Origin of the sequence: Peribacillus sedimenti, assembly GCF_046237635.1 — a bacterium.
Lineage (GTDB): Bacteria > Bacillota > Bacilli > Bacillales > DSM-1321 > Peribacillus > Peribacillus sedimenti.
Genome location: NZ_CP143547.1, coordinates 2,587,324 through 2,599,853 on the forward strand (window position 1 = coordinate 2,587,324; position 12,530 = coordinate 2,599,853).

The following is a 12,530-nucleotide window of genomic DNA, read 5'->3' on the forward strand; positions in this document are numbered from 1 at the left end:
CAGTTGTTCAATGAGGACCAAAATCTTGTGTCAATCAAAAATAGTTTATTACTGTTTTTTGGATGAGCTTAACCGAACACAAACCATTATTGATGACTTTCTTACGTTTAGCCCGGCCTAGGATGGGAAATGAGGATATAATTAAAATAAGCCGCCATATTGCTGATATACTAGAATTAATGAAGCCTTTTGCGGCCTATTCTAATGTCGCATACCGACAAACCATCATCCTGATATACAAATAGCAGGAGCTGTTAAAGATTTTAAACAGCTGATAATTTACATCTTAAAAAATGCATTTGAAGCTATGTCAAATGGAGGAAACTTGGAAATTGAAGCATTACAGATTAACGAAGCTATTAAGAATTCAATCAAGGATGAAGGAGTTGGTATGTCAGACCAGCAATTGTTGGTCTTGGTTTGAATGATATGCTTCGATATTGTTAATAAATTGGACGGAAAATATGAAATCATCGGCAAGTCAAATCTGGGAGCAGTAATTTTACTTATGTATCCTGCCAAGATTCAATCCTAGGCCATAATGTAAATTGCTCTGAGGAACGAAACCATCACCAGGGATACTCCTTCAGAGCAATTTTATGTAAGTACATTTTCTTAGAATCTTATTAAAGGCTGCCTCTTGAAAAACAGTTAAAAAATAGTCTTTTTGTCACGCAATTCTTTTATCTTTGTTTCTGAAAAGCCCATATTGATTAAAATATGATCGGTATCCTGCCCTATCTCGGAACCAATATGAGAAAGTACAGGAGAAAACGCAGAACCCTTTATGGGAGTAGCGATTTGCTTTTGCATTCCTCCTCTGCCATCCGGTATTTCAACTATCATTTCTCTAGCTTGCAATTGCGGATGCTCACAGGCTTCTGCAAATGAAAGTACTGGTTCTACACATGCTTCAAATTGGTGAAATATATGGCACCACTCCGAAAAATCCCGTGTAACAAAAATATCTTTAAGTATCGATTTGAACTGAGCGTGTTCCTCAGATCCATCAGGACTGCATGCCATGGGAAACAAGTCAGGGCGTCCTATTGCATCACAGAGTGATTTTCGGAATTTTGGTTCAAGGCTCCCAACAGAAAGGTATCTTCCATCTCTGGTTCTGTAAAAATCATAAAGATTTCCACCCGTCAGTTGCGTCCCTTCAGATAACGGCTCCATTTGGCCAATTGCAATATACCCGGCACCAAGCATGGAATTCATTGAAAAGCAGCTATCAGTCATACTTATATCGATATATTGGCCTTTCCCTGTATTATTGCGGTACACAACAGCCGACAAAATTCCAATAATGGAATGCAAGGAACCACCTGCGATATCGGCGACCTGTGTACCGAACAGTGTTGGGCCGCTCTCTTTTCTGCCGGATATACCCATAATACCTGAAATGGACAAGTAGTTATTATCATGACCAGGCGTGTCTCTATATGGTCCTGTTTGTCCGTATCCGGTTAAAGAACAATAAATGATATTTGGGTTTACTGATTTAAGATCTTCATAGCCTAAACCCAAACGGTTCATGACTCCGGGACGGAATTGTTCGAGAACAATGTCATACTCCATAATTAGTTCTTTTATGATATTTACCGCTTCCGTTTGTTTTAAATCCAATGAAATAGATTTCTTATTCCGGTTCAATTGCTGATGTGCTGCAGACTGGGTGCCCACAATTGGCGGAAATGTCCGGAGAAGATCCTTTCTGATATGAGATTCTACACGCAGCACTTCTGCACCAAGGTCTCCCAGCATCATGGTTGCATACGGTCCTGGCAGCAATGTTGAGAAGTCTAAAATTTTCAACCCCTTTAATAAGCTCATGATTGTCTCCCCTTTCCATTGTTAATGCTGTTTTGATAACTCCATTGAAATTGCGTTCTTCTTACCTAATACAAGTAATTCTGACAGTAGTTGACTAAATCCTTTTTATCCCCAAAAAACGCATTTTACTGTAGAAGTAAAATGCGTTTCGCAAGTCATAATTTATTATGTTTACTCGTTCTCGCTCACCAGGGCATCTTCAAAGGGTGCATAAAACATCTTTTTTGGGCCCAGCATATCGGTTTCGGAAAGCCTTGTTTCCCCTTTTACCTGATAATAGCCAGAAGGGAAGTAATCAAACAATCCGATTGTCCTAAAGATGTCGATGTAATATTCATGCAAGTCTTCGATTAACTCATTGTATGAATTACGGTCAATAACTTCGCCAAATTCATCAAGTTCGAAATTTTTATTGATCGCTTCCTGCAGCCTTTCATTGTTTGAAATCGCTATATATAAGTCCACATCCCCACATTCCATACATAACAGCATTTTTTCTTCTTTTACCTCATTATATGACTCCTCTACAATTGCGCGGAGCAGCTCTTGGATTATTTCTGGATTTTTTAATTTCATATTCGTCTTAAGCATATAAACTCCCCCTCACTGAAAGGACTCGCAGAATAAATGAAATGTATATTGTTTATTTTAGCGGGTATTTTGAATTCTGTCCTATTTAACGCTTTGAATCGGTCCTTCATGACAGGATTCGTTACACTCCGGGATTTAACAAAATATTCTTTTTTCTGAAACCACAAAGGACATATATACTTTTTTACGTTTCTCTTTTTTAACAAATTTTATTAAAATAAAGTCTCTTTACATCTTCTGGCAACAGCGATTGAGCTAACATGTATGTGCATCCTGGTGATCTAGAATTTAACACTTCTCAGGTGCTTCAAAGGAAAGAGAAGCTGTGAAAATGAAAGTACCTTTCATTTGAATGGAGTACGTAATGTTAGTCAATGTACCATGTGAACGAAAAAATAACGTTCTATAGAAAATAATGATACGATTAATTTATCACGATAGTTAGGAGCGAGACATGAAAACATATAAAATCTTATTTTTGGATATCGACGGTACAATTATGAAACCGGATGATACAATTGAAGATTCGACCCGTTCTGCCATAAGGGCTGTACAACAAAAAGGGCTTGATGTAGTGCTCGCTACAGGCAGACCGCTTCATGAAATTTCAGAATTGGCCAAGGAACTGAACGTTGATTCTTTTATAGGCTACAATGGTGCTTATGCTGTTTGTAAAAGGGTGGAAATTTATAATCAGCCCATGTCCAAGGCTAGTGCTGCAAACCTTATAGATACAGCTCTCAAGAACGGACATCAGTTTGTTGCTTATACGGATGAAAAAAATTATTTGTTTCCATATCAGTCTGCTGCCATGGATGAATTCATAAAAACATTCCATCTGCATAAAAACGAACTATACAGCGAAGCCATTTTGGGGAGCGTTCTTGGAATGACGCTTATTACGGAAGACCATCATGGCAACCGACTTTATAGCCTCGAGGATGGGCTTCATCTTTCCCAGGTAAATGTTGAACATATGCGTCATTGCTATGATGTTATTCGTGATACAGTCAATAAAGGTGCAGCAGTAAAGGCATTTTTACAATATCTTAATATACCAGTCGAATCTTCTATAGCATTTGGAGATGGCATGAACGACAAAGAAATGCTTCAGTTTGTGGGAGAAGGATTTGCCATGGGAAATTGCCATCCTGATTTAAGAACTTTCGCAAAGCACTTTACGACAGATGTCCATAATTCCGGTATTTTTAATGGTTTAATGTCACTGGGGTTATTGGATTGATAGGCAAAAAACTACCATGGTAAGTCTTCTCAACTGTGGGTGAACTGACAGAATAATGAAGGAATTGAAATATTGTACTTATCTGGAGGGCATTATGGAATTGCGGCAATTGCGCTATTTTATTGAAGCAGCAGAGCAGAAAAATATTACAAAGGCAGCTCAAAATTTACATATTTCCCAGCCAGCCTTAAGCAAAATGTTAAAAAGCCTGGAGGAAGAACTTGGAATGCCTTTAGTGCAGCGGTCAATCAAGTCAAGTGAAATCACAGATGCCGGGGAAATCGTGGCAGAGTATTCGAAAAAAATCCTTGGCTTGGTAGATGAAATGAAAACTACATTAAATGATATGACTGATCTTCTAAGAGGTGAAATCAATATAGGACTTCCCCCTATCATAGGAAGTTTGTTCTTCCCTAAAATTATGGCTGTATTCCATCGTGACTATCCAAATATTAAAATCAATATAACGGAATACGGTGCCGCCAGGGTAGTAAGAAGTGTTGAACAGGGTGAATTTGAATTAGGTGTTGCTGTTCTTCCATTGGAAGAAAGCGAATTTAATATTTATCCAATCGTAAAAGAAGAGTTGAGACTAGTTGTACCAGGCCAACATCAATTATCCGGGCGCAAGGAAGTGCATTTGAAGGAATTAAGCCAGGAGGAATTTATTTTCTACAGTGAAGAATTCGCATTATATGACATTATACGTGAAAAATGTATTGCTGAGGGCTTTGAACCAAAGATTCTTTTTAAAAGTTCGCAATGGGATTTCATGACTGAAATGGTAGCGGCCAATTTAGGCATCACTATTCTCCCTGAATCCATATGCAATCGATTGGAGGAAAAAAACGTAAGTATCATCAACCTTAAGCCAGTCTCTCCCTGGCATCTCGCCCTTATCACAAAAAAGAACCGGTATATTTCTTATGCCGGTCGCTCTTTCATACAATTTCTGCAAAAATCTTTTCATCATAACTAAAAGTTATTCGATGTATAAAAAGATTGTATTTTACGAATGCCTTTTTTCAGGGTAACATTACTGTCCATGAGGACTGAGGCCTTTACTCGTCCAGCAGGAATGGAGATGTTTCGCATGAAAATCGGCATAATTGTTTTACAAATTTTATTCATACATGTTTTCCTATTTCTTGGTGCGGCTGTAAAACATATTCTTCCACTGCCGATGCCTGGCTCTATGTATGGGCTTGCACTGCTATTCATCGCCATGATGACAGGTATTGTAAAGTTGGAATGGGTAGAAAAAGGCGGAAATTGGTTATTGGCTGAACTCCTGCTCTTTTTCGTCCCATCTGCGGTGGGAATTATGAATTATGATGAAATATTCAGTTGGCAAGGTGCAGAATCCATTATATTGATATGCTTAAGCACTTTTATTGTCATGGGAGTTACAGCATTTATATCTGAACGAATGCACAACAAGAGAAGAAGTGAGACACAATGAATACTTTAATACTGACAGCATTAACTGTCATTGTATATATTATTTGCAAACAAGTATTCAGGGAACGGCCTTTCCCGCTCCTCCATCCTTTGCTGTTCAGCCCTCTCGTTCTGATTGGACTCATTACTTGTTTTCATATATCCGCTGATCAGTATATCGAATCTTCCAGATGGATATCTCATATGCTGGCGCCGGCTACGGTAGCATTCGCGATTCCGATGTATAAGCATAGAAAGCTTTTGAAAAAGTATATGATCAACATTATGATCAGCATCACATTGGGAAGTGTAGTTGCCATTATCTCTTCGCTGGCACTTTCACTTTTGCTTAAACTGAAGCCAGACCTCATTATAAGTATATTGCCCCGTTCTATTACAACTCCAATTGCAATTGAAGTGTCCAAAGAAATTGGCGGGCTCCCAGCATTGACCACCGTTTTTGTTATTTGTACGGGAATCATTGGAGGCATTATCGGTCCTTCAGCAATAACATGGCTATCCATAAAATCGCCCATTGCGAAAGGTTTGGCGCTCGGAATGGGTGCCCATGGCGTAGGCACATCCAAAGCGAGAGAATATGGTGAACAGGAAGCAACATTTTCCACACTGGCAATGATTTTTGCGGCCATGATCACCATGGTATGGGGCAGTTCATTAATCCCTGTTTTAATAAAGGCAATAAACGGGTAAAAAAGGATGGCTTTGAAAAGCCATCCTTTTTAAGTGAACTTCATCAAGTGAGCACGCTGTTATATCTTGCTTATTCACTTAATTCCGCTTCTACTATATCCCAGGATGTGATGATTCCGTTTGGCTTCTCAGAGGACTCGCCGCTTTTAGTAATAAGAATCCCTTCGATTTTTTCATTTTTACTGTGATACTCTTCAAATATATCTTCTATGTCCAGTACGGTACTGTTTTGAGCCGCAAAAACAACATTATGCTTTAATGATTGATTATAGAGATCTTTAATTTCAACCTCCTTCAACGCCATATCATCATCTGAAAAATGTTCAGCAAGCCATTGTACAATCTCTGAAGATGTTAAGAGCCATGAGTATTTGTCTTCTTTATCATAAATCGGAAAACGGGAATGAGAATGGGCTTTTATTACAGCCAATACGTCGGTTAATTTATCATTTTCATAAAAATAATAGACGGGCTTTGTGGCAATGGATAATGCAGATTGCGGTTTTTCGAATTCAGCCGCGATACTCTCTATTTTTTCCACAATATCGATATGCGGTTCCGCGATATAGTAATCTAAATCTATCTTTTCATGAACTATTGCATTCCGAAGTTTGGCAAACTGCGACAAATCCGGTTCATAATACCGTATGAGAGCATGCCGCTTTCCTTTATAAACAAGATCGGAAAATTTATCGCTTTTTGCGTTTTTTACCGATTGTATTAAAACTTTATGGATTCTATTGAACGCTGCTTCAAAGCGTTCTGATTGTTTTAAGACAGTGTTATCAGCCATGATGATCTCTCCCGGAAAAAAGTGATTATTACTTGTTATCTTCTATTCCCTATTTTTGCAATTTGATAACCTTTTGATAAAATAGCAATGAATGGATATATATAGCAGGTTTTGTGTAATCACTGCTTATTAATTTCGTAGGAGTTGATATCATGGCAATGAATGAAAGAATTGGTTATATAGGTACATATACAAAAGGTGATAGCATTGGCATCTACCGTTTTATCCTTGACGTGGGAAAAGAACTGATTCGCGATGTTCAGCCCGCTGCTCAATTGGATAATCCTACATACCTGACACTTAATAAAGGGAACACCAAGTTATTTGCAGTGGTAAAGGAAGGCGATTCAGGCGGTGTGGCTTCTTTTGCCATTACAGGGGACGCTGGAGAGTTGGAGCCAATCAACACACAGGTCCTGCCTGGTGCCTCACCTTGTCACATCAGCGTTGACAGCAGCGGATTAGTAGTATCTGCAAATTATCATAAGGGAACTGTGGAAGCATACTTCTCGGATATTCATTCCGGGGAACTATCAAAGCCTGTTTCGATCATCCAGCACGAAGGTTCTGGCCCCAATCAGGAGCGTCAGGAAAAGCCGCATGCTCACTTTGCAGGATTCACCCCGGATGCAAAATATGTGGTAGCAGTTGATTTAGGCATAGATAAAATTATTACATACTCGAGAGAACATGGAAAATTGGTTGAGGTGAATTCTCTTGCTGTGACTGCAGGTTCTGGCCCTAGGCATCTTGTATTCCATCCCACTGGAAAGTATGCCTATGTTATGACAGAGTTAAGCAATGAGGTCATTGTTTTACAATACAACTCTGAAAATGGCAGCTTTTCAGAATTCCAAAAAGAACTGGCGATTCCCGCCGATTTTACTGAAAACAGCCAGGGAAGCGCCATTCATATTTCCTCAGATGGACGTTTTCTTTATGCCGGAAATCGCGGCCATGATTCAATAGCTGTCTTCCGTGTCGATCAAGAAACGGGAAAACTTGGTTTTATAGAACATACTCATACCGAAGGACATTGGCCGCGTGATTTCGTATTGGATCCAAGTGAAAAGTTTCTTATAGCAAGCAATCAGGAATCAAATAATCTGATACTTTACTCACGGGATGAAACCACTGGCAAGCTAAAACTTCTTCAGACAGGTGTAACCGTTCCCGCACCAGTTTGTATTAAATTCATTGGATAACCCATTTTAAAAGAGCTTAATGCATGTAGCTCTGTCAGACTGTAGACAAATGCGATGAATAGTCGGGCTTGCCTACAGTCTTCTTTTTATTTTGCCTGTCAATGAAGTCTGTTGATTCGCGCTCCAGGCACATCGCTTTTTTTGGGGTCTCCCCTGCCCCTGCTCCTGCAGGAGTTTTCTCGCCCTTTACTGCCATTAAAAGGTTTTCGAATGTAATGATCGTACATTGCATCGGCTATTTTAAAAATGACAAAAGGGGCTAGAAATTCTTCCATTCCTCCACCTTTGCTGTCGCCAACCGCCGGGCTTCATGTCAGTTTTTTTTGCGGGTAATTTGTATTCAGTTAGTACCCTATCTCCTCCCCCAAACAGATTTCTTGTTGACTGTAAACTAAAGTGATAAAATTTTTCTCGTCTTATACTGGGCGTAACTTTAATTGAGCATTCAATAAAAAAACTATATTTTGCTTGGCGTTTGTAAAAGATAAGAAACATTTAATTAAACGGAAAGAAGATGAATATATGTCTAGTGAATACGCAAATAAACAAGAGAAGAAATATCTTAGGGATATACCTTTTTCTGTCCTTGATCTTGCACCAGTGGTAGCTGGAAGCACCCCTGCTGATGCGCTGAGGAATACTCTCGACATTGCACAGCATGCCGAAAAATGGGGTTATAACAGGTTTTGGGTTGCAGAACATCATAATATGAAGGGAATTGCAAGTTCAGCTACCTCTGTTGTAATTGGGCACGTCGCTGGCGGAACATCTAAAATTCGAGTCGGATCAGGCGGAATTATGCTCCCTAACCACGCTCCTTTAGTAATAGCAGAACAATTCGGGACATTGGAATCTTTATATCCTGGCCGAATTGATTTAGGGTTGGGACGTGCTCCAGGATCGGATCAGCTTACTGCACATGCGCTGAGAAGGGATATTAGAAGCCATGGAGAAGATTTCCCTCAGCTTTTGCATGAATTGCGCACGTATTTTAATCCAGCCTTATCTCAAGAAAAAATGTATGTAAGAGCTGTTCCTGGAGAGGGATTGAATATTCCTGTCTGGTTGTTGGGATCCAGTACATTCAGTGCACAATTGGCAGGTATGCTTGGATTGCCGTTCGCCTTTGCGAGCCATTTTTCACCTAATAATACATTGCCGGCCCTTAATGCATACCGGAGAAGTTTCCGTCCGTCAGAAGTTCTTGATAAGCCATATGCTCTTGTTTGTTTGAATGTTATCGCAGCTGAAACAGACGAAAAAGCAGAACGTCTTGCAACGTCTTTACAGCAGCAATTCCTCAACTTAATCAGAAACAAGCCAGGTTTGTTGCAGCCGCCGGTTGACAGTATGGAGCATATTTGGACTCCTTACGAAAAAGCAGCCCTGGAGCAGCAATTAGGTTCTACCATCATTGGCAGCAAGGAAACTGTAGAGAATATGCTGCAAGCATTTCTTGATGAAACACAGGCAGATGAAATGATGGTTACCGCCCAAATATTTGACCATTTTGATCGGCTGCGTTCCTTCGAAATCGTATCGGAAATTGCTGGCAATAAACAATAATATTTTAAGGGGAAATGATTCATTTCCCTTTTTAATTCCAACTTCGCCCAAATTCCATTATTTGGCCATGTACTCTCCCTTCTTTTTTATAGGATAATAGATTTCGACAAATACTACTATTAATTTTAAAGGAGGAGACAGTCTTTGAAAAAAGCAATTGCAGCAGCAGTTCTTACTCTTACTTTACTATTTCCTGGAGCGGCGCTGGGAGCAACTACATATAAGGTGATCAGTGGGGATACAATGTGGAAGATTGCCGCAAAGAATCAGGTAAGCTATACGGCATTAGTTAAAGCCAATCCCCAAATATCCAACCCAAATATAATTCAGGTTGGCCAATTTATCAATATACCTACGAATACTACCCAGACTCAAAGCTTAACTTCACAGGTAGTCAGCCTTGTTAACAAGGAACGCGCCAAGGTTGGCCTACCTGATTTGAAGGCTGATACGCAGCTTGCTGTAGTGGCAAAAGCGAAATCAGAGGAAATGCGTGATAAGAATTACTTTGATCATAATAGTCCGACTTATGGCAGCCCTTTTGAAATGATGACTTCCTTTGGCATAAATTATAAATACGCGGGTGAGAATATCGCGGCCGGACAAGTTACAGCGCAGGAAGTAATGACTTCCTGGATGCAAAGCCCTGGCCACAAAGCTAACATCCTTAGCAAAAACTATACTTATATCGGTGTAGGCTATGCAAAAGGCGGTTCATACGGTTATTATTGGACACAGCAATTTATTAGTAAATAAGAACGATAGGCAGCGTTAATCGCTGTCTATTTTTTATGAGAAAATAACATCCCTCTTCCCAATGGTTTAATTTATTGTGATGGATATAAATGGTACACGATCCATATTTTATTTCAGAAAATTTGGTTTTTATAATAAATCACAGGGAATACAAAGAGTGTAAGACAATACTAAAAAATGAAGGGACTGGTCAAATTGGAGAATTTAACAGCGACTTCAGATTTTGTATTGGCTGACAGCACCTATGTTTACTTGACACAAGGCACATTGGTCACCAATCGATGGACTTAGTGTAAGGGCCTGATATGGCAATCGTGTTCCAGTCGATCAGCTTTGGGTTCAATGCACTTCGGAAGGGACTGGTCAAATTGGAGAATTTAACAGCGACTTCAGATTTTGTATTGGCTGACAGCACCTATGTTTTCTTGACGAAAGGCACATTGGTCACCAATCGATGGACTTAGTGTAAGGGCCTGATATGGCAATCGTGTTCCAGTCAATCAGCTTTGGGTTCAATGCACTTCGGAAGGGACTGGTCAAATTGGAGGATTTAACAGCGACTTCAGATTTTGTATTGGCTGACAGCAGATATGTATGATTGCAAAAGGTGCAACTCGCTGATAGGATAAAGCAAAGCAAATATACATTTAGAAGGGACTGAAAAACATGAGTTTTGCAGCGACTTCATATAATGTATCGAAACCATCAAAAAGAAAATTTGTCTGGATTACAAGAGGTACCCTTGTCGACAATCGTTTTATTTGGAGGACGGGACGGATACCAAAAAATTTTGAGGATATTTACTTTTAGGTTTAAATAGAAAGACGGCGGCCAGCCTGACTTTGCAGGCGGCCAACCGGTGATAAAATAACCGCAGAAAGTCCATGCCTTGTGTATGGACTTTCTTTCTGCCTAGATCTCAGTGCCCAGCTCTAAATTTGCCAATTCATAAATAGCCCGGGCATAAATGGCTGTAGCTTTTAATAAGTCTTCCACTTCTATATACTCATCCTTTTGATGAGCTGTCATTTCTTTCCCCGGAAAGCATGCTCCAAAAGCCACTCCCTTTTTCATAAATCTTGCATAGGTAGCTCCACCTGTGGAAAGAAGCTGAGCAGGTTCGTTTGTTTCTTCTTCATATACCTTTTGAAGAGTTTTTACCATCGGGTGTTGGGCCTCCACGTGATGGGGTGCAGATTGCCTTAGTGCTGAAATTGCAAAACCGTGTTCCTGGCTTTTTTTCTCAAGTTTTTTGATCGTTTCTTGAAAATCCGTGGAAACGGGACATCGAATGTTTAAATGTAAACTGCCCTCTTCCTTCTCTTTAAAAGAAAATAATCCAGGATTTACTGTCAAGGGGCCGGAAATTGAATCGCTGAAAGAGATATTAAGCAAGTTCCCATTGAAGTCTTCATGCATCAGTGCTGCATAAGCTAAAAAGGAGTTTGCGTCAGCTTCAAAATCATACTCTTTTAGGAAAAGTGCAAGTAATGTCCCTGCATTTATCCCTATTTGAGGTTCCATTCCGTGTGCTGACCTTCCTAGGACAGTTAAACTAAATGTCTCACCTGCCTGTGTGGAGTAATAGGCAATTTTCCGGTCCTCGCAAAATTCTTTAAAATCCTGCAGCAACAGTTCGGCTCCTCCTTTTATTACCGCTGTAGCGTTGTCCGGTACCATATTTAGCCGTACGCCGGCCGTAAAGCTGGACAAACCTAGTTTTGCCCGGTCTTTTTTGGCTGAAGTCGCCTTACGAGACAATTGTACATTGATTTGTCCTTTTTCCGCATTAATAATTGGAAAAACGGCATCAGGTGCAAAACCGATCACAGGCATTGGTTCGACATTTTGATAATGTTTCATGCAGCTCATTCCGCTCTCCTCGTCAGTCCCAAAGATAACCCGGACGTTCCGTTTAAGTGGGAGCCTCATTTCTTTCACAATTTTCAAGCCGTAATAAGCAGCAAGTGTCGGTCCTTTGTCATCGATAGCCCCTCTCGCGAAGAGTTTTCCGTCTCTTATCACAGGTTCAAATGGAGGGCTTGTCCACTCTCCCGCTGTTGGCATGACATCTAAGTGACACAAAACTCCAATATAGCCACTGTCAGCATTTTGGCCATATTGCGCAAAACCGGCGAATCCTTGCAGATTCTTCGTCGTAAATCCGGAATTCTTTGCAATCGTCAGCATATAATCCAGTGACCTTCCCACTTCTTTTCCCATTGGATATTGTTCGGTTTTGGAACTTTCATCCTTGACGCTTGCAATTCTTAATAATCCGAATAAGTCTTTAAGTAAATTCTCCTTCCTCGATAAAACCTCGTTATACCAATTCATTTTGACCTCCTTTATATTTATTCGTACATCATGGAGCATTTGAATATTCAGA

General features: G+C 40.0%; 12 protein-coding genes. 8 read left to right on the forward strand and 4 right to left on the reverse strand.

Translation table 11 applies throughout. From position 1 onward, the window contains the following. Window positions 1-651: 651 nt before the first annotated feature. Window positions 652-1,836 carry a CaiB/BaiF CoA transferase family protein gene (locus V1500_RS12825; protein ID WP_409299735.1) on the reverse strand — a complete coding sequence of 395 codons (1,185 nt, stop codon included), beginning with the start codon at window positions 1,834-1,836 and terminating at the stop codon, window positions 652-654. A gap of 171 nt (window positions 1,837-2,007) precedes the next feature. Further along, window positions 2,008-2,427, reverse strand: coding sequence for a hypothetical protein (locus V1500_RS12830; protein ID WP_409299737.1), 420 nt, complete (start codon window positions 2,425-2,427; stop codon window positions 2,008-2,010). A 454-nt stretch (window positions 2,428-2,881) separates the two neighbouring features. On the opposite strand from V1500_RS12830, the gene V1500_RS12835 reads away from it, so the two are divergent. From V1500_RS12835 to V1500_RS12850, 4 genes are all read left to right on the forward strand, one after another. Continuing rightward, entirely contained in the window at window positions 2,882-3,670 is a 789-nt protein-coding gene (locus V1500_RS12835) for an HAD family hydrolase (protein ID WP_409299738.1), read from the forward strand. 94 nt (window positions 3,671-3,764) lie between these two features. After that, window positions 3,765-4,649, forward strand: a complete 885-nt coding sequence (locus V1500_RS12840) for a LysR family transcriptional regulator (RefSeq protein WP_409299739.1) — start codon at window positions 3,765-3,767, stop codon at window positions 4,647-4,649. Between the two features lie 114 nt (window positions 4,650-4,763). After that, window positions 4,764-5,132 carry a CidA/LrgA family protein gene (locus V1500_RS12845; RefSeq protein ID WP_409299741.1) on the forward strand — a complete coding sequence of 123 codons (369 nt, stop codon included), beginning with the start codon at window positions 4,764-4,766 and terminating at the stop codon, window positions 5,130-5,132. Continuing rightward, a complete protein-coding gene (locus tag V1500_RS12850; protein ID WP_409299743.1) occupies window positions 5,129-5,821 on the forward strand; it encodes an LrgB family protein in 693 nt (230 codons plus the stop codon). Before V1500_RS12845 ends, V1500_RS12850 begins: the two co-directional genes overlap by 4 nt. Window positions 5,822-5,891: 70 nt before the next feature. Here the strand turns inward: V1500_RS12850 and V1500_RS12855 are convergent, their stop codons facing one another. Further along, window positions 5,892-6,614 (reverse strand): CBS domain-containing protein, encoded by a 723-nt coding sequence (locus tag V1500_RS12855; RefSeq protein WP_409299744.1) that lies wholly within the window; start codon window positions 6,612-6,614, stop codon window positions 5,892-5,894. Window positions 6,615-6,766: 152 nt separating this feature from the next. On the opposite strand from V1500_RS12855, the gene V1500_RS12860 reads away from it, so the two are divergent. The 4 genes from V1500_RS12860 (at window position 6,767) to V1500_RS12875 (ending at window position 10,605) form a co-directional block, all read left to right on the forward strand. Next, window positions 6,767-7,819 carry a lactonase family protein gene (locus V1500_RS12860; protein WP_409299746.1) on the forward strand — a complete coding sequence of 351 codons (1,053 nt, stop codon included), beginning with the start codon at window positions 6,767-6,769 and terminating at the stop codon, window positions 7,817-7,819. A 522-nt stretch (window positions 7,820-8,341) separates the two neighbouring features. Next, window positions 8,342-9,385, forward strand: coding sequence for an LLM class flavin-dependent oxidoreductase (locus tag V1500_RS12865; protein ID WP_409299747.1), 1,044 nt, complete (start codon window positions 8,342-8,344; stop codon window positions 9,383-9,385). A 144-nt stretch (window positions 9,386-9,529) separates the two neighbouring features. Then, a complete protein-coding gene (locus tag V1500_RS12870) occupies window positions 9,530-10,141 on the forward strand; it encodes a CAP domain-containing protein (RefSeq protein ID WP_409299749.1) in 612 nt (203 codons plus the stop codon). Between the two features lie 305 nt (window positions 10,142-10,446). Further along, complete coding sequence (locus V1500_RS12875; protein WP_409299751.1) at window positions 10,447-10,605, forward strand: hypothetical protein; 159 nt, start codon at window positions 10,447-10,449, stop codon at window positions 10,603-10,605. Window positions 10,606-11,053: 448 nt separating this feature from the next. Here V1500_RS12875 and pepV read toward each other — a convergent pair whose 3' ends face one another. After that, the gene (gene pepV / locus V1500_RS12880) at window positions 11,054-12,478 is read right to left on the reverse strand and encodes a dipeptidase PepV (protein ID WP_409299752.1); all 1,425 of its coding nucleotides are present in this window, start codon (window positions 12,476-12,478) and stop codon (window positions 11,054-11,056) included. Between the last annotated feature and the right edge of the window lie 52 nt (window positions 12,479-12,530).